At 69.2% G+C, this 26,199-nt stretch carries 21 protein-coding genes, 1 tRNA gene and 1 pseudogene; 15 read left to right on the top strand and 8 right to left on the bottom strand.

The features are described from left to right. The first annotated feature begins 91 nt into the window (after positions 1-91). The 6 genes from ABXS86_RS15295 to ABXS86_RS15320 all read left to right on the top strand — a co-directional run bounded on the left by ABXS86_RS15295 (position 92) and on the right by ABXS86_RS15320 (position 6,163). Positions 92-1,162 (top strand): aspartate-semialdehyde dehydrogenase, encoded by a 1,071-nt coding sequence (locus ABXS86_RS15295; protein WP_353665027.1) that lies wholly within the window; start codon positions 92-94, stop codon positions 1,160-1,162. Positions 1,163-1,261: 99 nt separating this feature from the next. Further along, positions 1,262-2,734 carry a malate:quinone oxidoreductase gene (locus ABXS86_RS15300; protein ID WP_144832972.1) on the top strand — a complete coding sequence of 491 codons (1,473 nt, stop codon included), beginning with the start codon at positions 1,262-1,264 and terminating at the stop codon, positions 2,732-2,734. Between the two features lie 7 nt (positions 2,735-2,741). Then, entirely contained in the window at positions 2,742-3,347 is a 606-nt protein-coding gene (locus ABXS86_RS15305) for a thymidine kinase (RefSeq protein WP_353665028.1), read from the top strand. A 59-nt stretch (positions 3,348-3,406) separates the two neighbouring features. After that, positions 3,407-4,435, top strand: coding sequence for a UDP-glucose 4-epimerase GalE (gene galE / locus ABXS86_RS15310; protein ID WP_307213117.1), 1,029 nt, complete (start codon positions 3,407-3,409; stop codon positions 4,433-4,435). A 53-nt stretch (positions 4,436-4,488) separates the two neighbouring features. After that, on the top strand, positions 4,489-5,298 hold the full coding sequence (locus ABXS86_RS15315; RefSeq protein WP_353665029.1) for a FadR/GntR family transcriptional regulator: 810 nt from the start codon (positions 4,489-4,491) through the stop codon (positions 5,296-5,298). Positions 5,299-5,341: 43 nt separating this feature from the next. Continuing rightward, on the top strand, positions 5,342-6,163 hold the full coding sequence (locus ABXS86_RS15320) for a siderophore-interacting protein (RefSeq protein ID WP_353665030.1): 822 nt from the start codon (positions 5,342-5,344) through the stop codon (positions 6,161-6,163). Between the two features lie 67 nt (positions 6,164-6,230). On the opposite strand, the gene ABXS86_RS15325 is transcribed toward ABXS86_RS15320, so the two are convergent. Next, entirely contained in the window at positions 6,231-7,025 is a 795-nt protein-coding gene (locus tag ABXS86_RS15325; RefSeq protein WP_307213110.1) for an HAD-IIB family hydrolase, read from the bottom strand. A gap of 375 nt (positions 7,026-7,400) precedes the next feature. Between ABXS86_RS15325 and ABXS86_RS15330 the strand changes: the two genes are divergently transcribed. Beyond that, positions 7,401-9,431, top strand: a complete 2,031-nt coding sequence (locus ABXS86_RS15330) for an Ig-like domain-containing protein (RefSeq protein ID WP_307213108.1) — start codon at positions 7,401-7,403, stop codon at positions 9,429-9,431. Between the two features lie 169 nt (positions 9,432-9,600). Then, the gene (locus ABXS86_RS15335; protein ID WP_307213105.1) at positions 9,601-11,205 is read left to right on the top strand and encodes a hypothetical protein; all 1,605 of its coding nucleotides are present in this window, start codon (positions 9,601-9,603) and stop codon (positions 11,203-11,205) included. 84 nt (positions 11,206-11,289) lie between these two features. Here ABXS86_RS15335 and ABXS86_RS15340 read toward each other — a convergent pair. From ABXS86_RS15340 to ABXS86_RS15355, 4 genes are all read right to left on the bottom strand, one after another. Next, a tRNA-Pro gene (locus ABXS86_RS15340) sits at positions 11,290-11,366 on the bottom strand. A gap of 90 nt (positions 11,367-11,456) precedes the next feature. Then, on the bottom strand, positions 11,457-12,953 hold the full coding sequence (locus tag ABXS86_RS15345) for a hypothetical protein (protein WP_353665031.1): 1,497 nt from the start codon (positions 12,951-12,953) through the stop codon (positions 11,457-11,459). Between the two features lie 114 nt (positions 12,954-13,067). Next, on the bottom strand, positions 13,068-13,991 hold the full coding sequence (locus ABXS86_RS15350; RefSeq protein ID WP_307213101.1) for a metallophosphoesterase: 924 nt from the start codon (positions 13,989-13,991) through the stop codon (positions 13,068-13,070). Then, a complete protein-coding gene (locus tag ABXS86_RS15355; protein ID WP_353665032.1) occupies positions 13,988-16,720 on the bottom strand; it encodes a transglycosylase domain-containing protein in 2,733 nt (910 codons plus the stop codon). The genes ABXS86_RS15350 and ABXS86_RS15355 overlap by 4 nt, the downstream gene beginning before the upstream one ends. A gap of 116 nt (positions 16,721-16,836) precedes the next feature. Here ABXS86_RS15355 and ABXS86_RS15360 point away from each other — a divergent pair, with 116 nt between their 5' ends. The 3 genes from ABXS86_RS15360 to ABXS86_RS15370 all read left to right on the top strand — a co-directional run bounded on the left by ABXS86_RS15360 (position 16,837) and on the right by ABXS86_RS15370 (position 18,361). Then, a complete protein-coding gene (locus tag ABXS86_RS15360; protein ID WP_144833146.1) occupies positions 16,837-17,055 on the top strand; it encodes a hypothetical protein in 219 nt (72 codons plus the stop codon). Next, on the top strand, positions 17,052-17,519 hold the full coding sequence (locus ABXS86_RS15365) for a RidA family protein (protein ID WP_307213097.1): 468 nt from the start codon (positions 17,052-17,054) through the stop codon (positions 17,517-17,519). Before ABXS86_RS15360 ends, ABXS86_RS15365 begins: the two co-directional genes overlap by 4 nt. A gap of 134 nt (positions 17,520-17,653) precedes the next feature. Beyond that, a complete protein-coding gene (locus ABXS86_RS15370) occupies positions 17,654-18,361 on the top strand; it encodes a phosphatase PAP2 family protein (protein WP_353665033.1) in 708 nt (235 codons plus the stop codon). A gap of 57 nt (positions 18,362-18,418) precedes the next feature. Here the strand turns inward: ABXS86_RS15370 and acs are convergent, their stop codons facing one another. After that, the gene (acs, locus tag ABXS86_RS15375) at positions 18,419-20,386 is read right to left on the bottom strand and encodes an acetate--CoA ligase (protein ID WP_353665034.1); all 1,968 of its coding nucleotides are present in this window, start codon (positions 20,384-20,386) and stop codon (positions 18,419-18,421) included. Between the two features lie 433 nt (positions 20,387-20,819). Between acs and ABXS86_RS15380 the strand changes: the two genes are divergently transcribed. The 4 genes and pseudogenes from ABXS86_RS15380 to ABXS86_RS15395 all read left to right on the top strand — a co-directional run. Further along, complete coding sequence (locus ABXS86_RS15380) at positions 20,820-21,803, top strand: TadA family conjugal transfer-associated ATPase (protein ID WP_353665035.1); 984 nt, start codon at positions 20,820-20,822, stop codon at positions 21,801-21,803. Further along, positions 21,800-22,693 (top strand): pilus assembly protein TadB, encoded by an 894-nt coding sequence (locus ABXS86_RS15385; RefSeq protein ID WP_307213089.1) that lies wholly within the window; start codon positions 21,800-21,802, stop codon positions 22,691-22,693. The genes ABXS86_RS15380 and ABXS86_RS15385 overlap by 4 nt, the downstream gene beginning before the upstream one ends. 387 nt (positions 22,694-23,080) lie before the next feature. Beyond that, positions 23,081-23,881, top strand: a complete 801-nt coding sequence (locus ABXS86_RS15390) for a hypothetical protein (RefSeq protein WP_353665036.1) — start codon at positions 23,081-23,083, stop codon at positions 23,879-23,881. Positions 23,882-23,961: 80 nt separating this feature from the next. Beyond that, a pseudogene (locus tag ABXS86_RS15395) lies at positions 23,962-24,444 on the top strand (helix-turn-helix domain-containing protein); the annotation flags it as partial. Between the two features lie 98 nt (positions 24,445-24,542). Here the strand turns inward: ABXS86_RS15395 and ABXS86_RS15400 are convergent. Beyond that, positions 24,543-24,782, bottom strand: coding sequence for a hypothetical protein (locus tag ABXS86_RS15400; RefSeq protein WP_353665037.1), 240 nt, complete (start codon positions 24,780-24,782; stop codon positions 24,543-24,545). A 186-nt stretch (positions 24,783-24,968) separates the two neighbouring features. Beyond that, positions 24,969-26,147, bottom strand: a complete 1,179-nt coding sequence (locus ABXS86_RS15405) for a hypothetical protein (RefSeq protein WP_353665038.1) — start codon at positions 26,145-26,147, stop codon at positions 24,969-24,971. Between the last annotated feature and the right edge of the window lie 52 nt (positions 26,148-26,199).

Here is a 26,199-nt window from a genome sequence, read left to right on the forward strand (position 1 = left end):
AGCGCGCTGTTTCCGCGGTGTAACGGGTTCGCGAAGAGCCGTCTTCGCCTGCCGGTAAGATCATCGAAATCCCGAACGCAAGGACACTCGCATGACCCGCATCTCCGATTCCGGAATCTCCCTCGCCGTCGTCGGCGCCACCGGCCAGGTCGGCACCGTCATGCTCGAGATCCTCGCCGAGCGCTCGTTCCCGATCCGCGAGCTGCGCCTGTTCGCCACGGCCCGCTCCGCCGGTACCTCGATCGACTTCGGCGGTCACTCCGTCGTCGTCGAAGACGTCGCCACGGCCGACCCCGCGGGGGTGGAGGTCGCCCTCTTCTCCGCCGGCGCCACCGGTTCGCGCGCCCACGCGCCGCGCTTCGCCGAGGCGGGCGCTCTCGTCATCGACAACTCCAGCGCCTGGCGCATGGACCCCGAGGTCCCGCTGGTCGTCAGCGAGGTCAACCCGCACGCGATCGCTCAGGCCGTCAAGGGAATCGTCGCCAACCCCAACTGCACGACCATGGCCGCCATGCCGGTGCTGAAGGTCCTCGACACCGAGGCGGGCCTCGAGCGCCTCATCGTCAGCACCTACCAGGCCGTCTCGGGCTCCGGCCTCGCCGGCGCCCAGGAGCTCCTGGGTCAGGTCGAGGGAGTGCTCGCCCAGGGCGGCGTCGAGCGTCTCGTGCGCAACGGTTCGGCCCTCGACTTCCCCGCACCTCAGAAGTACGTCGCCCCGATCGCGTTCGACGTCATCCCCTTCGCGGGCAATCTGGTCGACGACGGCCTCAACGAGACCGACGAAGAGAAGAAGCTGCGCAACGAGAGCCGCAAGATCCTCGAGCTGCCCGACCTGCGCGTTGCCGGCACCTGCGTGCGCGTCCCCGTCTTCACGGGCCACTCGCTCAGCATCAACGCCGAGTTCGCGCGCGACCTCTCCCCCGAGCGCGCGCGCGAGCTGCTCGCCGACGCCCCCGGCGTGCGCCTCGAAGAGGTGCCCACCCCGCTCCAGGCCGCCGGCACCGACCCCAGCTACGTCGGTCGCATCCGCGCCGACCAGTCCGCACCCGAGGGCAAGGGCCTCGTGCTGTTCATCAGCAACGACAACCTGCGCAAGGGCGCGGCGCTGAACGCGGTGCAGATCGCCGAGCTCGTCGCCCAGAAGCGTCTCGCGACCGCCTGAGGACACGGCATCCGGATGCCGCGTGTCAGGTGTCTCGACATCGAACCGACCGATCTCTCGATGTCGAGACACCTCACGGCCCGCACCTAGAATCGACGGGTGACTGAAAACGTCGATGTTCTCCTCATCGGTGGCGGCATCATGTCCGCCACTCTCGGCACGCTGCTCAAAGACCTCCAGCCCGATCTGAAGATCGCGGTGCTGGAGCGCCTCAGCGACGTCGCGCAGGAGAGCTCCAACGCCTGGAACAACGCCGGCACGGGCCACGCGGCGCTGTGCGAGCTCAACTACATGCCCGACAGCAAAGACGGAGCGCTCGACCCGTCGAAGGCCGTCGCCATCAACGAGCAGTTCCAGCAGAGCCGTCAGCTGTGGTCGACGCTCGTCGCCGAGGGCGTGCTCGACGAGCCGTCGACGTTCATCAACGCGACCCCGCACATGACGTTCGTGCGCGGTGAGAAAGACGTGGCGTACCTGCGTCGCCGTTACGAGGTGCTCAAGCAGCAGCCGCTGTTCGCCGGCATCGAATACAGCGAGGACTCCCGCGTCATCAACCAGTGGGCTCCGCTGCTGATGCAGAAGCGTCGCAAGGGCGAACCCTTCGCCGCCACCCGCGTGCCCGCCGGCACCGACGTCGACTTCGGCTCGCTCACGCGCCAGCTGTTCGCGAATCTGAGCGAGAAGGGCGTCGAGGTCGCCACCAACCACGACGTGAAGAAGCTCAAGAAGAAGAAGGACGGCACCTGGGAGGTCTCGTACCGCCACGTCATCGGCGGCACCCCGGGCTCCATCAACGCGAAGTTCGTCTTCGTGGGTGCGGGCGGATGGGCGTTGAAGCTCCTCCAGCGCTCGGGCATCCCCGAGATCAAGGGCTACGGCGTCTTCCCGATCGGCGGCCAGTGGCTGAAGACCTCGAACCCCGACATCGTCTCGAAGCACCGCGCCAAGGTCTACTCGCAGGCCTCGGTGGGCGCGCCTCCCATGTCGGTGCCGCACCTCGACACGCGCGTCGTCGACGGCGAGTCGGCTCTGCTGTTCGGACCGTTCGCGACGTTCAGCCCCAAGTTCCTCAAGAACGGCTCGATGCTCGACATCGTCACGCAGGTGCGTCCGCACAACATCGGACCCATGCTCAAGGTCGCCGTCGACAACCCGGGCCTGATCAAGTACCTCGTGAGCGAGCTGCTCAAGACGCACGCGAAGAAGGTCGACAGCCTCCGCGAGTTCATGCCCACCGCGAAGGACGACGACTGGGAGCTGCTCGACGCCGGTCAGCGCGCCCAGGTGATGAAGCGCGACAAGGACAAGGGCGGCGTCCTGCAGTTCGGCACCGAGGTCGTCACCTCGGCCGACCACTCCATCGCGGGTCTGCTCGGTGCCTCGCCGGGCGCCTCGACGGCCGTGTCGATCATGCTCGGGCTGATCAAGACGTGCTTCCCCGAGCGCATGGCCGCGTGGGAGCCGCGCCTGCGCGAGCTCATCCCCAGCTACGGGGAGTCGCTGAACACGCGGCCCGACGTCGCCCGTCGAGAGCTGGACGCCACGGCGCAGGCCCTCTCGATCAACCCCTGAGGCGCTCGTGGCGAAGCTGTACTTCCGCTACGGGGCGATGAACTCCGGCAAGTCGACGGCCCTGCTGCAGGCGGCGTACAACTACGAGGAGCGCGGGCAGCGCGTGCTGCTGGCCAAGCCCGAGATCGACACCAAGGGCGCCGACCAGATCGACAGCCGACTCGGCGTGAAGCGTGCGGTCGACTTCCTCGTGGCGCGCGCAGACGACCTGCGCGAGGTGTTCCACGCCGCGGCGGGGCACGCCCCCGTGGCGTGCCTGCTCGTCGACGAGGCGCAGTTCTTCACCCCGGCGCAGGTCGACGACCTGCTGCGCATCGCGGTGCTCGACGGCATCCCCGTGCTCGCGTACGGTATCCGCACCGATTTCCGCACCGAGGCCTTCCCGGGATCGGCCCGCCTGATGGAGATCTCCCACAGCCTCGAAGAGCTCAAGACCATCTGCCGCTGCGGCCGCAAGGCGATCTTCAACGCGCGTCTCGTCGGCGGCCGGTTCGTCTTCGACGGCGACCAGGTCGCGATCGACGAGGGGCAGATCGCGGGCGAGGTCACCTACGAGTCGATGTGCGCGGCGTGCTACCTGCGCGAGTCCGGCGGGCGGCTCGACGGCCGCTGAGAGCCGCCCGGACCACGAGCGCGACGATCGGCGTGGGCGTCGACCGATAGCCTGGAGGCATGCGCGTACTCCTGGCCGGCGGTGCCGGTTACATCGGAACCCACACGGCCGTCGCCCTGCTTGAAGCCGGCCACGACGTCGTTCTCCTCGATGACCTGTCGGGGACGCACGCCGTCGCCGCCGAGCGGGTCGAGAAGATCACCGGCAAGCCCGCGCCGCTGATCATCGGCGACGCCGCCGACGAAGCGGTCGTCGCCTCGGCGTTCGACGAGCACGGACCGATCGACGCCGTCATCCACCTCGCCGCGTTCAAGGCGGTGGGCGAGTCGACGCAGAAGCCCCTCGAGTACTACTCCAACAACCTCGACACCACGTTCGCGCTGCTGCGGGTCGGTATCGCCCGCGGCATCCGGAGCTTCGTCTTCTCGAGCACCGGCACGGTGTACTCCGACCCGGCCGACCTGCCCTTCACCGAGGAGTCGACCACGAGCGTCGACCTCTCGAACGCCTACAGCAAGTCGAAGCGCATGAACGAAGTCGTGCTCGCCGACGTCGCGCGCGTGAACCCCGACCTCAACGTGACGGTGCTGCGCTACTTCAACCCGGTCGGCGCGCACCCGTCGGGCCTCATCGGCGAAGACCCCGCCGGCATCCCCAACAACCTCATGCCCTACGTCTCGCGCGTGGCGATCGGCTCGCTCGATGAGATCGGCGTCTTCGGCTCCGACTACGACACCCCCGACGGCACGGGGCTGCGCGATTACATCCACGTCGTCGACCTCGCCGAGGGTCACGTCGCGGCCCTCGAGCAGGCGCAGCCGGGTCACGCGGTATTCAACCTGGGCACCGGTCGTCCGGTCAGCGTGCTCGAGCTCATCGCCTCGTTCGAGAAGGCCGTCGGTCACGAACTGCCCAAGAAGATCCTCGACCGCCGCCCGGGGGATGTCGCTGCGACCTACTGCGACCCCACGAAGGCCGGCGAGGTGCTCGGTTGGCGCACGCGACTCGAGATCGACGACGCGTGCCGCGACTACTGGAACTGGCAGACGACGAACCCCGAGGGATACCGCACGGCCGCCGACGCCTGAACCCCCTATCGCCGCGCGGACACGCGCGTAGGGTGATGTGGTCGGGTCACACCGTGAGGCCCGCGCAGACGGGGGATGCCATGCCGAACAGCGCTCCACGCGCGTGGCAGGTGGTGCTCGAGCGGATCGAGGGCGACCTCCGCGAAGGACGCCTGGCACCCGGCGACCGGTTGACGCCCGAGCGCGAGCTCGCCACGCAGCTGGGCGTGGGACGCTCGAGCGTGCGCGAGGCGGTGCGCGTGCTCGAAGTGCTGGGCGTCGTACGCACGGCGACGGGATCGGGCCCCACCGCGGGGGCGATGATCGTCACCACACCGCGCGGGGGCCTCGCCGCCTTCCTGCGCCTGCAGGTCGCCGCCAACGGCTTCCCGCTCGGCGACGTGGTGCGCACGCGCATCGTGCTCGAGTGCGACGTCGCCGAACGCCTCGCCGGCGCGGAGGCCGACCTCACCGACACCGTCGAGGTGCTCGACGCGATGGATGCCGACGACCTGGCATCCGACGAGTTCCTCGCCCTCGACGCGCGGTTCCATCAGGCCCTCGCCGAGGCGTCGGGCAACGCCGTCGTCTCGGCGATGATGGCCGGACTCCGCAGCTCGATCGAGGCCTACACGCGAGCCGGGGCCCTGCGGCTCGACGACTGGAGCAGCACCGCGCAGCGGCTTCGGCGCGAGCATCGGCAGATCGTCGACGCCGTCGAACGCGGGGACGCCGCCGAGGCGAGGGACTGCATCCGCCGGCACATCGCCGACTACTACACCGAGGTGGCGCAGGCGCTGAGCCCGTCCGACCCCGCCGACGCAGCCGTCGCCGATGCGGCGCGCGTCGCCGTGACCGCCGACGGGCGGTCCACACCCGTCTGAGCCGTTTCACGGGCCGTCCACGCCCGTGTTGAGAAGGAGAACCGTGTCCGATCGCCCCGCGCGCCCGCCGCGTCCGCAGCACGTGCTGTCCGTCGTCTCCCGTGAGCGGCTGAGCCCGCACCTCGTGCGCATCCGTGCGCGAGGTGCCGACCTCGCCTCGTTCCGCGAGAGCCCGTACACCGACGCCTACGTCAAGATCACCTTCGCCAAGCCCGAGTTGGGCTTGGAGCCGCCGTACGACCTGGCCGCGTTGCGCGAGACGTTGGCCCCCGCCGACCTCCCCGTCACGCGCACCTACACGGTGCGGGCGGTCGACGGCGACGAGCTCACGATCGACTTCGTCGTGCACGGCGATGAGGGGCTCGCCGGCCCCTGGGCCGCCCGTGCCGAGCCGGGGGAGCGCCTGGTCGTCTCATCGCCCGGTGGGGGGTACGCCCCCGACCCGACGGCGGACTGGCACCTCCTGGTCGGCGACGAGTCGGCCCTGCCGGCGATCGGGGCGGCGTTGGAGGCTCTGGCTCCGGATGCCGTGGGGGCGGCGTTCCTCGAGGTCCAGGGCTCCGACGAGCAGCTGACCCTGCGGGCGCCCGAGGGCATCGCCATCACCTGGGTGCACCGGGGGGACGCTCCCGCCGGAGCGACGCCGATGCTCGCGGAGGCCGTGGCGCAGTGGCAGCCGCTCCCCGGACGCGGGCAGGTGTTCGCCCACGGGGAGCGCGAGGCCATGAAGGCCCTGCGCGACATCGTGTTCGGGCAGTGGGGCCTCGAGCGCACGCAGGTGTCGTTGTCGGGGTACTGGGCCTACGGGCGCACCGAAGACCGATTCCAGGCCGAGAAGCGCGAGCCCATCGGTCAGATCCTCTGACGGTCAGGCGTCGCCCGCGCTCGAGCGCGGGCGACGTTAGCGCGGCGGGCGCCGCGGCCCTTCGGGCTCAGCTCTCGACGCGCTCCGGCAGCGTGGGGACGAGCTCGTCGAGGAACGCCGCGGTGTCCTCCCAGCCGTGCACGGCCTGGCACTCCACGCCCATGGCGAGCACGGGGTAGTCGTTGCCGTCGGGGTCGAGGCGGTCGCCGACGAACAACATGTCGTCGAGGGAGATGCCGGTCGCCTCCGCGAGCTTCCCCATGCCGTAGGCCTTGTCGATCCCGCGGTGGGTGATGTCGACCGAGGTCGATCCCCCCGAGCGCACCTCGAGGTCGGGAATGCGGGCGGCGACGGCCTCGCGCAGGCTGTTCTTCTTCTCGCCCGTGGGATCCCACGCCATCTTCGCCTCGAGCGGCGCCGACTGGCCGAGAGCCGAGAACGTGATCTGCGAGCCGCGGTCCTCGAGGATGTCTCCCCAGGGCTCGGCCTCCCACAGACCCAGGCGTTCGGCCTCTTCGCGCACTGCGGCGAGGGCGCGCTGCTTCTCGTCGTCGGTGAGCGAGTGCGCGTAAACCGTCTCGATGCCGTCGGCGTTCAGGCGGTAGTACTGCGTTCCGCAGGTCGGCATGAGGTGGAAGTGCGACAGGAGCGCCGCGTCGGCCTGCGGCAGACGCTCGACCACCTGGGTCCGGAACTGCTGGAGCTGGCCTCCGGAGATGATCGCCACCTCGACGCGCGCCGCGAGGGCGAGCAGGAGCTCGCCGATGCGGGGGTCGATCTGCGACTTCGACGGGGCGAGGGTGTCGTCGAGATCGAACGCGACGAGGCGGGGCGTGGTGTCGGGCACGGGTGCTCCTGGCATCAGGTGGTCGTTGCGCGCACGCCTACAGATGCGGCGCGGGGTCGGGTCGATTCTAGGCGCGGGGCCGCGGGGATTCAGACGGCCCGTCAAGCGAGGCTGCGGGTGAAGCGGCGGCATACCGCATCCGACGTCTTCCGCCGCGAATGGTTTCCGCTCCCCAGATGTTTCGAGACGTCGAGGAGGGACGGGAGACGCACCGTCGAGATCCCGGGTGCCATGAGAGTCCTCTCATGGACGACGGAAAGCGAAAAGAACTTCATAACGAACGTTCAGGTTGTCGTAGGGTAGGCGCGACGCTGAGAGGTGGGTGGGGGCCCGATCGCGGTTCCCGTCCTGCTCGCCGCGCGTTTTCCGACGAGACACTTGAGAGAGACGATGACACGAAACATGAAGCGCTTGGGGTGGGCCGGTGCGTCCGCCGCTCTGGCGCTCACCGCCTCCGGACTCCTGGCCCCGGCTGTCGCCTTCGCCGGTGAGGCGGAGTCCACCGCCCCGACCTCGGGACCCCAGTTCGACTCCACGGCGAAGAAGCTGATGACCGAGAACGACCAGGTCGAGGGCGTCGCGAAAGACGGTTCCGGCAACGTCGTGATCTTCACCTCGACCGACGAGGCCGAGCTCGAGGGCACGGCCAAGGCCTTCGTCGACTCCACCTCGAACGTCGTGGTCAAGAACATCGGCAAGATCTCGGCCCTGGCCGCCACCGACGTCGTCGGCGGTGCGGGCTACATCTCGCCCATCGACGCCACCTCGGGCGCCCTGTGCTCGGTCGGCTTCAGCGGCTGGACCCCCGAGGGCGACCCCGCCGTCATCACTGCCGGCCACTGCAACGCCGACGGCACTCTCACGCAGAGCTTCCTCACCGTCCCCTCCCGCGACCAGGCCGCCGGCGGCACCCAGCCCGCGATCGCTGCTCCGCTCGGAACCCTCGGCTTCTCGCAGTTCGGCGGCCCGGGCAACAGCGAGGGCGCCAACGGCAACGCCTCGTCGGTCGACATCGCGACCATCGACGTGACCAACGTCACGCTCGATCTGCTCCCCGAGATCACCGACTGGACGACGACGAGCGATCTGTCGGAGTCGACCACCGACGTGCGCGCCGTGGGCAAGGCCCAGCTGAACACGTCAGCGTCGAAGTCGGGTCGTACGACCGGTCTCACCAGCGGCACCGTCACGGCCGAGGGCTGGATGCAGGTCCAGGAAGAGGACGAGGTCCGTTGGGTCTACGGATTCGCGGTCGAGGGTGCCCCCGGCACCGTCGCCGGCGGTGACTCAGGCGGCGCCGTGTTCCAGGGCGAAACCGCCGTGGGCGTGGTCTCGGGTGGAGACCCCGCGACGGGCTCCTTCATGTGGGCCGCCGACCTCCAGGCCGGCCTCGAGCGCACCGGTGGCTACACCGTCGCGCTGAAGATCGACGCTCCCGTTCTCACGACCCCGGCCGACGGCGGAACGGTCGCCGTGGGCGGCAAAATCTCGGGCACCGCGCCCGCGGGCTCGACCGTGAAGGTCACCCCCGCCGTGGGCGATGCCTTCGAGGCGACCACCGACGGCTCCGGCAACTGGAGCTTCCCGGCCCCCGACAAGCTGGGCGACTACGACTTCTCGCTGCAGGCCGTCAACGGTTACAACACCTCGGCCAAGGTCGACGCGTCGGTCGTCGTCAAGGCGGAGGCCCCGGTCATCGTCTCGCCCGTCGACGGCTCGATCGTCGAGAACGAGCTCACCGCCATCTCGGGCACCGGCCTCGCCGGCGCCACGGTGACGCTGAGCGGCGACGCCACCGGCACCGCGAAGGTCTCGGCCAGCGGGCAGTGGTCGGTCAAGACCGACCTCGGCATCGGCACCTACTCGGTCACCGCCGTTCAGGCGCGTGACGGGCAGACCTCCGCCGAGGCCACCTCGTCGTTCACGGTCGCTCCGTCGGCTCCCACCATCTCGGGCATCCAGGACGGCGCCACCTACAGCGGCGCGGCCGTTCCCACCTCGGTCTCGGGCACCGGTGTCGCCGGTGCGAAGGTCGTCGTGACGATCAACGACGCCAAGGTCGGCGAGACCACTGTCGACGAAGACGGCACCTGGTCGATCGTGCTGCCCGCCGCCCTCGGTGAGGGCTCCTACGCGGTCGTCGCGACCCAGACCGTCGAGGGCGTCTCCAGCAGCGCCACGGTCAGCTTCGCCGTCGCAGCAGTTCCGGCGCCCTCGCCCTCCCCGAGCGGCACCCCCGCTCCGGGCGGCAACGGCAACGGTGGCGCCGGTAACGGTGGAGCCGGCAACGGCGGCAACGGTGGCGGCCTCGCCGTGACCGGCATGGGCGACGTGGCTCCGTTCGCATGGGGTGCCGCGGCACTCCTGCTCGCGGGCTTCGGTGCCCTCGGCTACCGCAAGGTGCGCCGCTCGGCCCGCTGAGGTCGATGAGCCAGCGCCCCCGGCGCCTTCCCGTTTCGGAAGGTGTCGGGGGCGCTTTCGTTCCCGCGACCGCGCGGCCGGCGCGCGCGGGCGCGTGGGGACGGCGCCGACTCGTCGCACGATTACGATGAGCTGACGTGCCCGACGGAGCCCGCGAAGGATGCAACGGATGAGAACCCGACGCGCAGCGTGGGCGACCACGATCGTTCTCGTCGTGGCGGCCCTGGTCGTCGCCGCGCTCGTCCTCACGTTCGCAGTCCAGCGCGTGAGCTCGTCGTCGCGTCTCGTCCTCGAGAATCCGACGCTCATCTTCTCCGACCCGGGGGCGGTGTCGTTCGCCGTGTCGGGGGCCAGCGCAAGCGTGACGTGGAGCGTGGCCGACGAGGGCGGTCACGAGGTGGTCTCCGGCACCGCCGAGCCCGACAACGGCTCCCTCACCATCGACGTCGCGCAGCGGATACCGACCGGCTATTACACGGTCACCCTCTCCTCGCCGTCCGATGGAGACGTCACCGCCGCGTTCGGGGTCACCGGCCCCGCCCCCGCGGACGATCGCTACTACAGCGTGCAGACGCTGAGCGCGCACCCGAACAGCGTCTACAGCGTCAACATGGACCGCTTGATCCCGATGCTGAAGGGGCTCGGCTTCTCGTCGCGGCGCGATTCGGTGTACTGGAGCCAGTTCGAGCTGTCGGCCGGCGAGTACTCGACACCGCCGTCGATCCAGCGCACGCTCGACGAGGACGATCAGAACGACATGTCGCTCGTCTGGACGGCCGGCAGCGGCAATCCGCTGTACGACGGGGGCCGCCTCCCTTCGTCACCCGAGGCGATCCGCGCCTACGCGAAGTACATCGACGCGTTCCTCACCGCGCATCCGCACGTCACGACCGTCGAGATGCTCAACGAATTCAACGGCACGAACAACAGCGCCTGTGGCGCGACGGCGGCCTGCTATCTCGACATCGCCAAGGTCGTCTATCCGTTCGTGAAGTCACGGCATCCGAACGTCGTCATCGTCGCCGGGGGACTCGCGGGCGTCAGCCTCGACTGGTGGCGCGACTTCTTCTCGGCGGGGGGAGTCGCCTACGGGGACGCCTTCTCGTACCACCCCTACGGGCTCACGCCGCAGCGCCTGGGCGAGGTCGCCGACGAGATCACGCGGTTGATCAAGAAGAACAACCGCGGCGCCGGCAAGCCGCTCTACATGACGGAGGTCGGGTGGTCGATCTCCACCGAGCAGAAGGGCAACCCCGCGAAGGTCGGTACCGAGGAACAGCAGGCCGATCGACTCATCTACAGTTTCATCGCGCCGCAGGCGAGCCCGCAGATCGCTCTCGTCAACTGGTACCAGGCGCTCGATTACGGCCCGACCGAGACGGAATACAACTTCGGCTTGTTCCGTCAGGCGACGGACAACGTCAAGGGGTTCCAGCCGAAGAAGGCCGCGATCGCGTTCTACGTCTTGCGGTCGCAACTCGACGACTTCCACTACGTGCGCACGGACACGCTCTCCGGCGACGTGCAGTCGTACGTGTTCACGAACGACAAGGGGGCCACCACCCGCGTGATGTGGCGCACGGCCCGGTCGTCGGCGGACACCTCGACGACGTCGGTGACGCTCCCGGCGACGGGCAAGGCCTATCTGACGGTGACGAGCATCGACGGGGCGCGCCTGGCCGCGGTCACCGGTACCGCGGCGTCCTCGACGCAGGAGGTCTCGACGTCGCCGATCTTCGTGACGACGAGCGATTCTCCGCCCCCCGCGCGGTGAGGCTCGAGCCGACGACGCGAAGAGCATCCGCACGCCGGACAGCAAGAAGGCCCCCCGCGATCCCGCGGAGGGCCTCCTCTGTTGTGGTCGGGGTGACAGGATTTGAACCTGCGGCCTCGTCGTCCCGAACGACGCGCGCTACCAAGCTGCGCCACACCCCGTTGCAACTTGAAAAGTCTACCCTGTCGAAGCGGATGCTCCGAACCACGGCAGGACCCGGGCGCGTCATGATCGAGGCCGTTCGCGCGGGATCAGGTGCGCGGAGTGCCTCGCCGCCGGGCGATCCAGTACGCGGCGGCCCCCATCGCCAGGACGACGGCGGCGAGGCCTCCGGTGCCGCCGATCGTCGCCGCCGACATCCCGGTCGCGGCCAGGGCGGCGGGGGCCGCCGCCGTCGGACTCGGAGTCGCAGGAGGCGGCGTGCTCGCCGCGGGGGTGGGGACCACCCGCACCGGGGGAGGAACGGCCAACTGCGCCGTCTGAGAGGGGGAGGCGAACCTCTCGACGAAGACGAAGCCGGGAGCGAGGTGAGGCATGGTCTCGGCATCCTGCGCGCTGCGGTCGATGCGCCAGACGGCGGTGTACACGCCGGGGCCGGGAAGGGCGTCGCTCTGCACCCGGTAGACGCCGCCCCCCGTGTCCGGATCGGTGCGGAGCTCGAGGTGGCCGACGGGGTCCAGCCCCTCGGGGATCTCGTCGGATTCGGCCGGGAACGAGCTGGTTGCGAAGACGTCGGCCGTCGCCGTGATGACGACGAACGAGCCGTCCTCGTGACGCGGCCACGGCCCGTCGCTCGACACGGTCACCTCGTCGACGAATCGTCCGTTCTGCAGGTGCGCGGAGGTGGAGATGTGCGGCACGAAGCGCACGGGGCGCGTCGTGGCGTCTTCGGCGGTCAGCTCGAAGGTCGTGGGGCGTGCGGGCCCGGCCGATTCCTGCTGACCGGGGGTGCTGTAGGAGCGGATGGCCGCGGTCTCGACCGAGAACGTCCCCTTCGCACGGACCGTGTAGGGGTGCCCGTCGGTGGAGGCGGGAACCGGGGCGGAGATCGCATACGCGATGCCGCCCACGACGCCGGAGCGCTCCGCCGCGCCCGTATCGGCGAACACGGCGTTCTCGAGGCGGAGGGTGCCGGATGCCGTGGGGTCGACGTCGGCGGTCACCGTACCGCGGGTGGGATCGTCGGCCTGCGTCGTGAGGGTCAGCGTTCCGCCGACGCGGGGGACCGCCATCGCCTCGGCCTCGGCGAGGTAGGTCAGAGCGAGGTCTTGGACCGCGACGTTGTGCTCGGGGCTGGCCCGCCGCATGATGTGGTCGATGGCGCCGCGCAGATCGTCACCGGTGTAGCCCCACGAATGCAGGGTGGTGTCGCGGTCGACGATCGCCTTGACCGCCCAGCCGACGCTCGCCGCCTGCACCGGGTCGTCGGTCTGACCGTAGGCGCCGACGAGGTGGTTGATCGAGACCAGCTGCTGGGGGGTCAGTCCCTCGACGTCGGAGGATTCGCCGTGGTCGGTCGTGTCACCGGTCGCCACCGGCAGCCCCGGGTGGATGCAGTACGTGTGCACGTCGCCGACGCGCATCGATCCGTGCCAACCCGTGGACGACAACGGCGCCCAGGTGCCGAAGCCGGTGCCCTGGTCGGCGGCGTGCGCGGCGGGCGCGAGGCCGACCGCGCCGAGGAGCACGGCGACGGCGGCGGCGAACGCCGCTCGACGCCGCCGTGACGGAGGTGGTGAGTGCTGCATGCGAGTCCCTTCGGTTGGAAGAGACTCGATCTTGCGTGACACGTGATCGCCGCCGATGCGAGAACGGACCGATCCGTGGAGGGATCGATCCGTTGTCGGGTTGTGCAGAAGCGGTCAGCGAGGCAGCAGCGTCAGCAGCGTGGCCTCCGGCCGGCACGCGAAGCGCACGGGGGCGTAGATGGAGTGCCCGAGACCGGCGCTGACGTTCAACGGCACCGTTCGCCCGTCGTGCGTCCACTCGCTCAGGCCGCGCGCCTGGTCGAGGGGGAGGTCGCAGTTCGACACCAGCGCCTTGCTGCTGAAGGGGATGCGAACCTGTCCGCCATGGGTGTGACCGGCCAGGAGCACGTCGGCTCCGAACGAGGTGAAGGCGTCGAGGGTGCGCCGGTAGGGGGCGTGCATCACACCGAGGGTGAGGTCGCCGGCATCCAGTCTCGAGACGACCGGGGGGATGAGCTCGGGCCGATCCCAGTTGCGGTGCGCGTCGTTCACGCCGAAGGCCGTGATCCGCGTGCCCTTCACCTCGAGCGAGACAGCCGTGTCGTCGAGGACCTTCCATCCGAGGTCGTCGGTGAAGAAGCGATCGAGGGCGTCGATGTCGAGGTGCTTGTGAGCGGGAACGTGCCCCGACGGTCCGAGGAAGTAGCGCAGCGGATTGCGCGGCGCGGGTTCCTGGTAGTCGTTCGAGCCGTGCACGACGAGTCCCGGGACGCCGCGCAGGGGAGCGAAGGCGGTCCGGATGCCGGTGAGTCCGTCGCGATGACCGAGATTGTCTCCCGTGTTCACGACGAGGTCGGGGGAGAGGTCGGCCAGGCGCGCCATCCACTCCTGCTTGCGGTGCTGCCAGGGCGCCATGTGCGCGTCGGAGACGTGCAGCACGCGAATCGGTTCCGCGCCCTTCGGAAGCACGCGCAGGGCGTGGTACCGCACCGTGAAGAGGTAGCGCTCGACGCCCATCCCCCACACGGTCGCCCCGACAGCGGCCGCCCCCGCGACCCCGAGGGGTGCGAGGGCGGCGACGCGGGAGGCGCGGCTCACGGGCAGTCCTTCGCGCTGACGTTCAGCACGACCGGGGTGTCCTTGTTCGCCGCGGTGCCACCGGTGGGGTTGCTGGCGGTGACCTGGCCGCCGTCGGGGGCCTTGTCGCTCTTCTTGCAGTCGCCGATCGAGAAGTTGGTGAAACCGGCGTTCTTGAGATCGTTCTGCGCGGCGTTGATGCTGCGGCCGATCACGTCGGGCACGGTGCCGCCCTTCCCGTTGCCGGGGCTCAGGGTGATCTGCGAACCGGCGGGGGCGGAGCCGCCACCGGGGTTCTGCGCGGCCACGCGGTCACCGCCGAGCTCGGAATCGATCGGGTCGCCGACCGTCACGCGGAAGCCGGCGTTCTGCAACGTCGAGGTCGCGCTGTCGATGCTCTGGCCGACCACGTTCGGGAGGTCGCGCTGCTGCGTGCGCAGCAGGTTGCTCGCCGGGTCGGGGAAGCGGTCGCCGCCGTAGACGTCGTCTGCCGCGCGCTGCACGTCGCGTGCCAGTCGGTAGCGCATGTCGCTGAGCTGCAGTCCGTTGGCGAACTTCTGGAAGAGGCTGACGGTGCCGCCGTCCCAGTTGCCGACCCAGACAGCGGTCGTGACGTTGGTCGACGACTCGATCATCCAGGTCTCGTGGGCCTCGTGCGTACCGGTCTTGCCGAGCACGGGGGTGCCGTCACCGGGATTGGCCTGCGAACCCGTTCCGCCACCCTGCATGACGCCCTGGAGGGCGTACGCCGCGGTCGCCGCGATCTCGGGGGTCAATGCGGTCTCGCACTGCAGGTCGGGGATGGGGCGCTCCGAGCCGTCGGCCGCCGTCACCTTGTCGATGACCTTCGCGGGGCAGCGCGTGCCGCCGTTGGCGACCGTCGAGAAGGCGCCGGCCATGGCGATCGGCGAGATGTTGTCGCTACCGATGACCTCGTTGGCGTTCGCCATCAAGATCTCCTTGCCGTCGCCGGTCTTCACACCCATCTTCTTCACGACGTTGGCGACGTCGCAGAGGTCGAGCTCGGCGGCCATGGCGAGGTAGCCCGTGTTCAGCGAGTCGCGCGTGAACATCATCGGCGTTCCCACGTAGCCGCGGCTCTCGTTGAAGTTGTTGATCGTGTACTTCGTGGTGTTGACCCACGGACCCTGGCACGAGTTCTTCATGTTGGGGACCGGCTGCAGACGACCGTTCAGCGTCTCGTTGAGCGAGTGACCCTTCTCGAGCCAGTCGATGAGGGTGAAGAGCTTGAACGTCGATCCGGCGCTGAAGCCGATCGATCCGCCGTTGTCGGAATCGCCGGCGAAGACGATCGAGCTGTACGAGGGGTCGGAGTCGGCGAGGCTCGGGTCCTGCGTGAACTTGGTGTTCTGGGCGAGGGCGAGAACACGGCCGGTCTTGGCCTCGAGGCTGACCGCCGTGGCACCGAACTTCAGATTGTCGTAGCGCGCGGGGTCGAGGTTGGTCGGCGCGTTCTCGCTCATGGTCTCTTGAGCGGCGTTCTGCACGTTCCAGTCGAGCGTCGTCTGGATCGTCAGACCGTCCTGACGAAGCGCGTTGACGCGGTCGTCGGTTCCCTCGCCGAACGCGGGGGAGTTCAGGATCGTCGAGACCACGTACTGGCAGAAGTACGGGGCGGCCGAGGCGGAGCAGCCCTGGGTCGTCGGGGTGATCGCCGGGGCGATCGGCTCGACGGCGGACGCCACGTACTGCTCGTGGGTGATCTTGCCGTCGGCCTCCATGCGGCTCAGCACGTAGAGCTGGCGGCCCTTGGTCTCGCTGTAGCCGTCGGCGGCGGCGACGAGCTGGTCCTGAGTGATCTCGCCGTTGTCGCGCAGCGTGTACAGCGCCTGGATGGTGCCCTGGTCGACGTCGTCAATCGAGCCGTCGGGAGCCTTGTTGTAGGCGGTCTCGCCGTCGCTGATGCTGCCGGTAGGCAGGTCGATGCGGAAGCGGTTGGGGTTCTGCACCATGCCGGCGAGGATCGCGGACTGCCCGACGGTCAGGTTCGCGGCGGGAGTGTTGAAGTAGTACCGCGCGGCGGCGTCGATGCCGTACGTGGTTCCGCCGAAGTTGGCGATGTTGAGGTAGCCGAGGAGGATCTGATCCTTCGTGTACTCCTTCTCGAGCTGCACCGCATAGCGCATCTCCTGGAGCTTGCGCTGGTAGCCCGCGGCACCGTCCGACTGGATCGCCTCGAGCGCGCACGCCTGCAGAACCTCGTCGCGGCTCTTGGCTTCGACCGCCGGCGTGTTGTCCGTCGCCTCCACGGCGGGGATCGCACGGGCGTCGCGCTCGCAGCGCTGCACGAGCACGTTCTTGACGTACTGCTGGCTGATCGAGGATCCACCCTGCGTCTCGCCGCCCGAGGCGTTGCTGAGCAGAGCGCGGGTCGTACCGATGAGGTCGACACCGCCGTGCTGGTAGTAGCGCGGGTCCTCGGAGGAGAGGATCGCGTCGTACATGACCGGGTTGACCTGGTCGAAGGTGACCGGGGAGCGGTTCTGGTCGTAGAACTTGGCCAGGACCTGGTCGCCGGCCATCAGCGTCGTCGGCTGCATCAGCTCGTCGGGCTGCAGGTAGCTCGGCATGTTGTCGAAGATCGTGATGGCGCTGGAGGCCGCCGCGCCGGAGACGGCGATGGCGGGCGTCACGGCAGCGGTGACGAGGAGTCCGGCGACCGCGCTCAGGCCGACGAGGCCGACGATGCCGCCGAGGGCACCGCTAGCCGTTCGTTTGTTCTCGGGCATAGGCTTGAGGATAAGCGACGTTGCTGGGCGATGCCTCGAAGGTGCGCCCTGCGCGCGTACGCGTCCGCCCCCGCGCGCAGATGCTGCGCGCTCCGAGCAACCTCCGGGAGCCCGAGATGATCACGTGGGAGTACCTCACCACGCCGCTGCTGATCCACAACACCGCCGCGATCCTCAACAACTGGGGCAAGCAGGGCTGGGAGCTCGTGCAGGTGGTGACCGGCCCCGAGGGCGGACTCGTCGCCTATCTGAAGCGTCCCACCGGCGGAGGCGCCGCGAACGCGGGCCTCGGCGCTGCCGAGACCGCCGCCAAGCAGTTCGAGGGGCAGCAGTGAGCGTCTCCGAGCGTCTGGCCGCTCTGGGCGTCGAGGTGCCGGCGGTCGTCCCGCCCGTGGCCTCGTACATCCCGGCGAAGCGTCACGGCGACCTCGTCTACACCTCGGGCCAGCTTCCGATGGTGCAGGGGGCACTCCCCGCCACCGGCAAGGTCGGCGAGACCGACGGGCTCGTCAGCCCCGCGGATGCCAAGACCCACGCCCGTCAGTGCGCGTTGAACGCGATCGCGGCGGCCGCAGCGCTCGTCGGGGGCGTCGACAATCTCACCGGAGTGCTGAAGTTGACCGGCTTCGTGGCATCCGTCCCCGAATTCACCGGGCAGCCCGGCGTCATCAACGGTGCGAGCGAGTTCCTCGGCGAGGTGTTCGGCGAGGCCGGGGCGCACGCGCGCTCCGCCGTGGGCGTGCCGGTGCTCCCGCTCGACAGCCCCGTCGAGGTCGAGGTGGTCTTCTCGGTCGCGTGACCGGATCTCCGGATGCCGACTCCTCGGCATCCGGATCGAAGGGGGCGTCCCGCGTGTCGGGGCGTCCCCTTCGTCGTCCCGCCGCTCGCCGGTCACGGCAGATTCTGAAGTGACGGGGAGGATCATTCGTGCTCATGACCACCTCCGTCGTGCCGGGCGCGTCGTCCGCCGCCGCCTCGAACCCCTTCCTGGCCCCCGCCGCCCACCCGCGGCGGCTGGTGCTCACCGCCGTGGCCACCGTGCTCGTGCTCGTCGCTGTCGGTTTCCTCCTGCGGCTCGTGCCGCTCGATGTCGCGCTCTCCCGTGCCGTGCACCGCTCGCACCTCGGTGCCCTCGGTGCAATCGCGGAGGGGTTCTATCGTGCGGTCAAACCGGTCTCGGCGGCGGGGATCATGGTCGTGGCGACGGCGGTCGTCGGCTTCGCGACGCGTCGTTGGCAGGTGGCGCTCGCGTTCGCCGGGACGATCGCGCTCACCTGGGGCTCGGCCGAAGCGATCAAGCTCGTCGTCGAGCGGCCCCGCCCCGGCCTGTCGGAGCAGGTGGTGAACGCCGTCGGGGCGACGGCCGACCCGTCGTTCCCGAGCGGCCATGTCGCTTTCGTCGCCGCTTTCGCCGCGGCGCTGATCTGCGTGTCGTGGGCGACCCGCTGGCGCGCCCTGGCGATCGGAGTGGGCGTCGTGCTGGTCGCCGCGATGATGCTGTCGGTGGTGTACATCGGCGTGCACTACGTCGGCGACGCGGTGGCATCCGTCATCTGGGTCGCGGGCATCTTCCCGGCCGTGCGCGCCCTCCTGGCGTTCGTCGTCGCCCGTGTCGACCACCGGCTCGTTCACCGCGCCTGATCCGCGTCGGAAAGAGAAGATCCCGGATGCCATGGGTCACGGCATCCGGGATCTTGCTCACTTCACCTGGGCGCTGATGACGCTCATGACGGCGGTGTCGGCCAGGGTCGTGGTGTCGCCGACCTCGCGGCCTTCGGCGACGTCGCGGAGGAGGCGGCGCATGATCTTGCCCGAGCGCGTCTTGGGCAGTTCTCCCACGATGTAGACGTCGCGCGGGCGGGCGATCGGGCCGATTTGCTGGCCGACCCACTTGCGCAGCTCGTCGCCGAGCCCTTCGACGGGGTTCTGCTTGAGGTAGCGGCTCTTGATGATGACGAAGGCGACGACCGCCTGACCCGTGGTCTCGTCGCTCGCGCCGACCACGGCCGCTTCGGCGACGCCCTCGTGGCCGACCAGGGCCGACTCGATCTCGGCGGTCGAGAGGCGGTGCCCCGAGACGTTCATGACGTCGTCGACGCGGCCGAGAAGCCACACGTCGCCGTCGTCGTCGAGGCGGGCGCCGTCGCCGGCGAAGTAGTAGCCCTTGTCGGCGAACTTCTCCCAGTACGTCTCGCGGTAGCGGTCGGGGTCGCCCCAGATGCCGCGCAGCATGCTCGGCCAGGGCTCCGTGACGACGAGGAGTCCTCCGCTGCCGTTGCCCACCGGTTCGCCCGCGTCGTCGACGACGGCGATCGAGATGCCGGGCACGGGCACCTGCGCCGAGCCCGGCTTCGTCTCGGTGACGCCCGGCAGAGCCGAGATCATGATGGCGCCGGTCTCGGTCTGCCACCAGGTGTCGACGATGGGCGTCTCGTCGGCGCCGATGATCTCGCGGTACCAGACCCACGCTTCGGGGTTGATCGGTTCACCGACCGATCCGAGCAGGCGCAGGGACGACAGGTCGAACTTCTGCGGAACGTCGCGTCCGATCTTCATGAAGGACCGGATCGCGGTCGGCGCGGTGTAGAAGATCGACACCTTGTGCCTCTCGATGAGCTCCCACCAGCGTCCGGGGTGCGGTGCGTCGGGGGTGCCTTCGTAGAGGAGCTGAGTGGCGCCGTTGGCGAGAGGGCCGTAGGTGACGTAGGTGTGCCCGGTGATCCAGCCGATGTCGGCGGTGCACCAGTACACGTCGGTCTCGGGGTGCACGTCGTGGACGACCCGGTTCGTGAAGGCCGCCTGCGTCAGGTATCCGCCCGAGGTGTGCAGGATGCCCTTCGGCTTCCCCGTCGTGCCGGAGGTGTAGAGGATGAACAGCGGCGTCTCGGCGGGGAAGGCCTCGGCCTCGTGCTCGCCCGACGCCTGGGGCACGACGTCATGCCACCAGAGGTCGCGCTCATCGGTCCACTCGACCTCGTTGCCGCCGCGCTTGACCACGACGACGTGCTCGACCGTCTCCTGGACGCCCGACCCGTTGCGATCGGCCAGGGCCTGGTCGACCGCGGGCTTCAGCGGCGACACCTTTCCTTTACGCCAGCCGCCGTCGGCCGTGATCACGACCTTCGCTCCGGCGTCGTCGATGCGCGCGCGCAGGCTGTCGGCCGAGAACCCGCCGAAGACGACGGAGTGCACCGCGCCGATACGGGCCACCGCGAGCATCGACGAGATCGCCTCGGGGATCATCGGCAGGTACAGCGCGACGCGGTCGCCCTTCTCGACGCCGAGGTCGGTCAGCACGTTCGCCAGACGCTTCACCTCGTCGGTGAGCTCGGCGTACGTCACGTTGCGGGTGTCACCCGGCTCGCCCTCCCAGCGCAGGGCGATGCGATCGCCGTTGCCGGCCTCGACGTGGCGGTCGAGGCAGTTGTAGGCGACGTTGAGCTCGCCGTCGGCGAACCACTCGGCGAAGGGCGGGTTCGACCAGTCGAGCACCTTCGTGAAGGGGGTGTGCCAATGCAGCTCCCGTGCCTGGTCGGCCCAGAAGCCCTCGCGGTCGGCTGCGGCGCGCTCGTAGAGCTCGCGGTCGCCGATCGCAGCGTCGGCGAATGCGGCCGACGGGGCGAAACGGCGGGTCTCGTTGAGGAGGTGGTCGATCTGGCTGCTCATCGCGGCGCTCCTTCGCGTTCACGGACGCCGGCGCCCATGCGCAGCGTCGTCACGACGGTCACGCTAGCGACACCCTCCGACACGGGCCACCTCCGATAGTTGGCATCGCCGTGGTCGGTCGTTGCAGCGGGGAAACAACTGATATATCGCGATGCATCGGTCCGGAAAGTTGGTGGCGCCCTCCGGCGCGCGTACGCTGTCTACCGCCCGAACATCGCTTCCGGCACCGCGTCGGGGGAGCCCCCCAATTTTCCCCGGCGCGTGGCGGCATCCCTCGCCCCCCACTGTAGGGATGCCGCCCCCTTCATTTTCGGACGGTCCTCCCGCGCGACGAGGCGCGGGGTTCCTCCCCAGATGAGTCATCGCTCCGTCTGTCCACCGATCGACCGATCCGGTCGGCGGGCGCGGTCGATCGGTCCCTACGGTCGTCGTCATGTCGACTTCCTCCCTCCCCGCTCCGTCCGTCATCGACGCGACGGACGCGGATCGCGACGACGCTGCGCTGGCGTTCCTCCGCCCGTTCCTCGACGACCCCACGGTCACCGATCTCTTCGTCAACGGCGATCGGGGCCTCTTCGTCGACCGCGGAGACGGCATCGTCCGCGTGCCGTCGTGGCGGGCGAGCGAGGCCGAGGTGCGACGACTCGCCGTCCGCCTCATCGCGCGCGGAGGGCGGCACCTCGACGACGCCTCTCCGTGCGTCGACGTGAGGTGGGCGCGAGGGGTGCGCGTGCACGCGGTGCTCGCGCCCGTCGCCGCGACCGGGACGTCCATCTCGGTGCGCGTGCCGGTGTGGTCCTCGCCCGACATGGCGAGGCTCGAAGGCGCCGGCATGTTCGACGCCGCGCAGAGGGCCCGGCTCGAGGGTCTCGTCGCCCGGCGCGACAACCTGTTGATCGTCGGCGCGACGGGGGCTGGGAAGACCACTCTCCTCGCCGCTCTCCTGGGCTGCGTCGCCGAGACCGAGCGCATCGTGACGATCGAGGAGGTCGCCGAGCTGCGACCCGCTCATCCCCACCACGTCGCGCTCGAAGCGCGCCAGGCCAATATCGAAGGCGTCGAAGGCATCCCCGTGTCGCGTCTCGTGCGCGAGGCGCTGCGCATGAGGCCCGACCGGCTCGTGATCGGCGAGGTGCGCGGTGAAGAGGTGCGCGAGCTGCTGCTCGCGTTGAACACCGGCCACGACGGGGGAGCCGGAACGCTCCATGCCAACAGCCTGGTCGACGTCGCGCCTCGGCTCGAGGCCCTGGGCGCTCTCGCGGGGATGGATGCCGGGGCGGTGGCGCGGCAGACGGTGGGGGCGATCGCGGCGATCGTGCACGTGGAGCGTGTCGCCGGACGCCGCCGTGTCGCGGCGTGGGGGAGACCCGCGATACGCGACGGTCGACTGCTGATCGAGGCGCGGGAGTGGGAGTGACGCGGCCCTCCGCCCGTCCGGCCGCGGACGACGACGCGATCGAGACCATCGCGCGGTTGTCGACGCTCATGGCCGGGGGCTCCGCGCCGGCGGCGGCGTGGTCGCATCTCGCGGCCGAAGGCGGTGCCGTCGTGAACGCCGCGGCGGCGGCCGCGCGACGCGGCGTCGACGTCGGACCCGTGCTGGTCGCCGCGGGCGGCTCCTGGGTCGGGGTCGGGGCGATCTGGAGCGTCGCGGTCGAGACCGGAGCGCCCCTCGCCGAGACGCTGCGCGGGGCTGTCGTGGCGCTGCGCGATGTCTCGGAGGTGTCGGCCGATGTGGCCGTCGCGCTGGCCGAGCCCACCTCGACCGCCCGGCTGCTCGGCTGGCTGCCCGTGCTCGGGGTGCCGATGGGGTACGCGATGGGGTTCGACCCCGTGGGCATCCTCGTCACCGATCCCCTCGGACCGCCCTGCCTGGTCAGCGGGGGCGTCCTCATGGTCGGGGCGCGACTGTGGACGAGAGCGCTCGCGCGCCGAGCTCGCCCGCCCGAACGGATCCCGGGTCTGGAGCCGGAGCTGTGGGCCGTCGCGCTGTCGGCGGGAGTGTCAGTCGACCGAGCGAGCACGCTCATGGGCGGTTTCGTCGACGTCGGGGAGGAGGATCAGGCGACAGCGGCCGTGCGGCGGACGCTCGATCTGGCGACCCGTGCGGGTGTCCCCGCCGTCGAACTGCTGCGCGGCGACGCGTGGCTCGCCCGCCACCGCGCGCGCACCGAGGGGCGGACGGCCGCAGCGCGGCTGTCGACACGGCTGCTGCTTCCGCTCGCCGTCTGCACCCTTCCCGCGTTCCTCCTTCTCGCCGTCATCCCGCTGGTGCTCGGCATCGTCCGATCGAACGCCTTCCCCTGACCCGCGGTCCCGCGCGACCGCGCCCTCCGCTCGCCGTCGGCCCGCGGAGTCATCCCTCCCCACCTCTACCCCTGGAGAACAACATGCCTTCCTTCCCTCACCGCGCCTCGGGTCCGTCGACGCCCCCTCTTCCCTTCCTCACGTCGGCGCGGGCAGGTGCGCTCTTCCTCGACGAACGGGGGGCGGCGACGGCCGAGTACGCGGTCGCCACGATCGTCCGACCCCTCGCGCCTACTGGCCCTCCCGCCGGTGCTCCCACCGTTCTCCTGGTCCGTCACGACCCAGAAAGTTGCCGCTTAGCGCGGGCTCCCAAGCCCCCGGCGGCAACCGATCGCCGGGTCACCCAGGGCCGTTACGGCCCACCCAGAAAGTCCTGAGGAGGACACCTTGCCTATCACTACTGACGCAATCGTTCCCGGCGGCAACCCCGAGCAGCACTCGGAGCACCTCCGCACGTTCGAGAACTACCGCAACACCCACGGTTCCGAATTCGCCGAGGCGTACGCGACTTACCGGCGCTCGCTCGCTGAGGCGCTCAAGTTCGCGGACCCGAACTTCACCAACAGCGCGGTGACCCGCCGCCGGATCGAACTGATCGAGAACGCGCGTACCGCTCTGGCCGCGCGCGGCCCAGCCCACCAGTCGATCCCGGGCAACTTCGACAACACGCCGCCCACCCTTGGTGCTCGCCAGAAGCTGCTCGCGTCGCTGCAGCCGACGAACGCTGACCAGGTGGCGGTGCAGGGCCGCGAGTGGGATATGACCCGCCAGCTGCTTGGTATGGGCCGGACCATCGAACAGGTCGTCGCGGGTGCCTCGGTTCAGCGACTGGTGGCTATCGCTGCGAACGCCGAACTGCTCCCCGAGGTGTCGCAGTCCATCAACCCGCAGGCGCACCTCGACTACATCCGCGAGATGGTGGTGGACCGGTTGGCGTCGCTGGGCCACGCGGGTGCCCGAGGCATCGCGGCGGCGGAGGCTCGGGACCAGGTGGAGGCGGTCTGGCGCAAGCTGATCGCAGAGGCGCTCGAGGGGGCCGTGTCGATCAACACGGTTAGCGAGCTCTACCAGGTGGATCCGGAGGCGGCCACGGTCATCAGCGACGCGGACGACCACTTCATCGACGGGCTCGTGCTGGACGAGGAAGTGGCCCGCCTCGACCGGATCGCGAAGGCACAGCGCAACTAATCAGTGGTGGGCGTCGGGCTAAATGCTCGGCGCTCACCCACGTTCTAGGAGGTGGCCGGATGGCTACGCCGGGTAACAAGACCGACCCGAGGGTCGAGGCGCGCATTGTCGAGTTGGTACGAGCCGGTGGGACTCGGCCTGCCATCGCGCGCGAGGTGGGCGTGCATCCCGCCACGGTTTCGCGGGTGGTGCGGGATACGGAGGGGCTGGAGTTTGCGCGCACGGGTTCGGGCTCGAATGGAACGCCCGAGGCGATGGCTAAGGCACGTGGTGTTCAGAGTGAGTACGCCCGTTTACGGCGCGCGAGGCTCGCGGACCGGATCATGGATGAGGCGGAGCGGATTCTCGACCAGCTGGGGTCGTCGTTGGCACCGCGTGATCGGTTGGCACTCAATCAAGCGCTCGCCGCGAACGGTAAAGGCTATGAGTCCTACACGGCGCTCGAGGCGAAGGCGGCACCCGACATTGGGCACGCCAAGGGACTCATTGTGACGTTCACCGAGGCGGCGGCTCAGATGAGTTTGATGTTGGGTGCGCCTCGGCCCGGCTTGATTCAGGAATGACGCGCGCCACTCCCGTGACCTAGAACCCCCGGACCCTAGCTTCAGGGCTCCGGGGGTCTACGTTCGCCCCCGCAGTACCGGCTTGCACGGAGGAGCATTCAGGGGGAACGGCCGACCCGGGCGGCGTGATCAGCCCGAAGCACCTTGCGCAGCTCCTTCTTCGATGCGCCGAGCTTTTCGAGGCGTCCCAAAGTAGACGCAAGCCGCATCCGGTCGATCACGTCCGTCACAAATTCTCGGGTACGCAGATTGATCAACGCGCGGTGCGCGACGAAAAGTGCAGCCATCACCGGAGTGTGGAGGAGGGCCTCGTTGAGGAGGCTGAGCAGGTCTTGCATGAAAACTCCCACGCCGACCGCCCGGGCATCTCCCGGGTGCGGTCCAAAGGGCGCTTATAGAAGTTCTTGCAAGACGGATCTCCTCGTGGTGGTCATGAGAACAGATGATGCCATTGATGTCCCCCACAGTCAAAACTTTGTGGGCGACCCGCCCGAGCGGAAAGTTGGGCGCGGGGTGCGACGGGCCTAGGAACGGAGAATGTCCATGTAAGTGGACGTGGTTTCTCGGGAATCCCAGGCAGCCTTGATGTGCTCAGCTAGCTTCTCCACATCGCGAACTACGGTACTCGGCCAGAGATTTGGGCTGTAGTCCTCGACCCGAAGCATGTGGTCGACGTCGAAAATAGGTGTCGTTCCTGTTGCTCTGACCAACGCGGTGGGAAGCCCGGAATGAAGACGCATGCCTAGCTCGAATAGCACGTTGGGGTTGTGCTCTGTGAGGTCGACGACGACGAGGTCAGCGTCTAGCAACTCGTTGACGATCGTTCGCTGGATTACGTCGGAGCCTTGTCGCTTCGCCGTCCTCACCTCGAACCCGGCCCGAACGATGGCAGGGCTGAGTACCGAATTGAGGACTTCGTCGAAGAAGCCGGGCGCGTGGGCCGGATCACGTTCGGAGAAGGGCATTGCGACGAAGCACACCAGGTCTCCGCCGCTCTTGCGCTTCGGCGTGGCGACAGTCTCTGTCCGTCCCGCGTCTACCGACGCAGGTGCCTCCTCCTCTTGGCCTTCGGTATATCCGACGAACCTGCAGTTCTTGTGGAAGAGATCGACGAAGTCTGCGACGAGCGACCGGTCGACTTGGTAAACGTCGTGGAGAGTGTTCGAGAGGAATGGTTCCTCGGGGAGGTTATTGCCGTTGTAGTGCTCGAAGACTTTACGGAACACGTCCACCTTGAAGAAGGCTTCGCGCAGGGCGGGTTGATAGTCGGACGGATCGGTCGGTGACACAATGCGACGTCCGAGTGGAGTCAGACTGATTTCTGGCGAGTCTCGCGAGCCCTCGGTCAGCCCGTAATCTCGAGAACCCGTCGCTAGGTAGAAGAAGTTGCTGGCCTTCGCACCCACCTTGAGAGCTGCTGCCACTTCTGCCGGCGCCCAGGGGTTGCCCCCATTCTTGTCTCGGATCGCCGTTGGGACGCGTATCGCGTCCTCGAGTGTCTTTCGCGGGAAGTCCCTCGGGGTACTCGGGGCGCGCCGCTGCTTCGTACCCTTACCGGCGCCGCCGTCGCTGTTTTCGTCAGACGGTGCGGCCTCGGCCCGCTCCTGCGACGAGTCCTCACCACCGTCAGGGTTCTGAACGTCTTCGCCCTGGTCGTCTCCTTCTGTAACCAACTCTGCCCCCCGGGTAAATCGCAGAACCACTGTTCCGCAAGTGCCCGGAGTCTATTGGATTCTGAGCTAGCGGAGGGCGCTA

The sequence above is a fragment of the Microbacterium sp. che218 genome (assembly GCF_040436305.1).
In the GTDB taxonomy this organism is placed as follows: Bacteria; Actinomycetota; Actinomycetes; order Actinomycetales; family Microbacteriaceae; genus Microbacterium; species Microbacterium algihabitans.